Consider the following 2,288-nt stretch of genomic DNA (forward strand, 5'->3'; position numbering starts at 1 on the left):
TTCCTCCTTAGCTCAGTTGGTAGAGCGACGGACTGTTAATCCGCAGGTCGCTGGTTCGAGCCCAGCAGGAGGAGCCACTTTTAAAGCCGCATCACTTGATGCGGCTTTTTTGTATCTGCTTTATACGTCATTTCTCACTTTCCCATTTATCTGCACTTCATTTCTAAACATCAGCGAACATTAAATCCTTTCTTCAAAAACACTTATTTCACGCTAAAAATTTAATCCTCATCGTAATTTCAATACGCATTAGTATCCGAGCATATTTATCTTCACTAAGATGCCCGAGTTATTACATTTCTTCTTTTAGCTATGCCTTGCATAGTGATAACACTTTATTTGTGAGCTAAATATGAAACTAAAAACTCAAGCCTATTTATTATCTGCGATCATATTGCTAGCTCTCCTAGCTCTGACCGCAACGGGCTTATGGACACTTCGCGTCGCAAGTAACCTTGATAACAAAGCTCGAGTTACTGAGCTATTTAAAAGTGCGTACAGCATACTTACCGAAGTAGAAAAGATGGCTATCGAAGGCAAAATGCCGGAAGACGAAGCGAAAGCATTAGCCACTCGCCTACTTCGTAACAATATCTACAAAGACAACGAATACGTTTATGTCGCAGATGAAAATATGATGTTCATCGCCGCACCACTAGACCCTCAACTACACGGAACCAGCTTCCATGACTTTAGAGATGGCAGTGGTAATAGCGTAGGCCAACTCATTCTAGATGTATTGGGGCACAAAACAGGTCAGATCATTGAATATACCTGGAGCCAAAAACAAGCTGATGGCAGCATTGAAGAAAAACACTCGATAGCAGAAAAAACACCACACTGGGGCTGGGTTGTCGGTACAGGTATTGGCTTTAATGAAGTTAACGCACGTTTTTGGTCGACAGCACAATGGCAGCTTGTGCTGTGTCTGATTATCGCGGGAAGTATTCTAAGTGGCCTGATCATTTCGATTCGCAAAATGCTTCATCTACTTGGTGGAGAGCCTAACGACGTGCGTAAAGCAGTTCAAGCTGTCGCTCAAGGAGACATTCAGACCAGTTTTGATACTGTGGCACCGAGAGGAAGTATCTATCGTGCCGTGCAAGATATGAGTCAATCACTAGCTACCATGGTGACAAACCTAGAGAAGTCTATGCATGCACTGCGCGCAGAGTTATCTGCCGTAGAAGCTCGATCAAATACGATTGCCGATCTTACCGTATCTCAGCAGCAATCAACGGCGATGATTGCCACTGCGATGACTGAAATGGCATCTTCAGCCAACCATGTTGCCAATTCAGCAAGCGACACCGCAAACAATACGGACGAGGCTGACAAACAAAGCCAACATACTCAGAAACTCATTCATAACACGGTTGAAAACATTCAAGGTTTAGCTTCTCAATTAAATACTGCGAGTAAAGCGGTCGCCGATCTAGATCAGGATGTAAATAATATTGTAAAAGTGCTCGATGTGATTGGTGATATTGCAGAGCAAACAAACCTATTGGCACTCAATGCAGCCATTGAAGCAGCACGTGCTGGAGAACAAGGCCGAGGCTTCGCAGTCGTTGCTGATGAGGTACGCAACCTAGCAGGACGCACACAAGACAGCACAAAAGAGATTCAGTATATGATCTCCAATCTGCAAGAAGGCTCTCGCAATGCCATTCACACAATGGAAATATGTGCAGAAACCAGTGAAAGCACTGTTACAGAGTCTAAGAATGCCTCTGAAGCTCTACAGCAAATTGTAACGGCGTTAGAATCTATCACCACAATGAGCCAGCAGATCGCTACTGCTGCCGCTGAGCAGACGCAGGTTAGCGATGATATTGCGCTACGCATAAACCTTATCGAGGAAAGCGGAGGCCAACTCAACTCTGTCGTAACCGAGAGCCAATCAAGTACTCAAAGTTTAGCTTCACTAGCGAATGAGCTAGAAGGTTGGGTAAACAAGTTCTCAGTAAAGCACTAGTTTAAAGTCAATTGTTCAATAAAAAGCACGTTTTCAGACGTGCTTTTTTGTTTTTATCGCCTTTATTTTGCAAGTGAACACACTATCAATGTTAAAACATCGCTTAAAGCATGGCGCATTGCTGCTAAAAATGCATAAAAACAGCCCACTCCGAGCACAAATTCATCAAACGATATTTTATTTTAATTTTATTGTTGACCTGAAAGCCGAAAAGCCTTTTAATACACCTCGTCGCCCGGATAGCTCAGTCGGTAGAGCAGAGGATTGAAAATCCTCGTGTCGGTGGTTCGATTCCGCCTCCGGGCACCAC

The 2,288-nt window shown here is 43.8% G+C and carries 1 protein-coding gene and 2 tRNA genes; all 3 read left to right on the plus strand.

The window, feature by feature from the left end:
- Nucleotide 1: 1 nt before the first annotated feature.
- The 3 genes from R7044_RS23950 to R7044_RS23960 all read left to right on the plus strand — a co-directional run bounded on the left by R7044_RS23950 (nucleotide 2) and on the right by R7044_RS23960 (nucleotide 2,287).
- Nucleotides 2-77: transfer RNA gene (locus R7044_RS23950), tRNA-Asn, on the plus strand.
- A 275-nt stretch (nucleotides 78-352) separates the two neighbouring features.
- Nucleotides 353-1,978, plus strand: a complete 1,626-nt coding sequence (locus tag R7044_RS23955; RefSeq protein WP_104975628.1) for a methyl-accepting chemotaxis protein — start codon at nucleotides 353-355, stop codon at nucleotides 1,976-1,978.
- A gap of 233 nt (nucleotides 1,979-2,211) precedes the next feature.
- Nucleotides 2,212-2,287: transfer RNA gene (locus tag R7044_RS23960), tRNA-Phe, on the plus strand.
- Nucleotide 2,288: the final 1 nt, after the last annotated feature.

This window comes from Vibrio sp. 1402 (assembly GCF_033340275.1).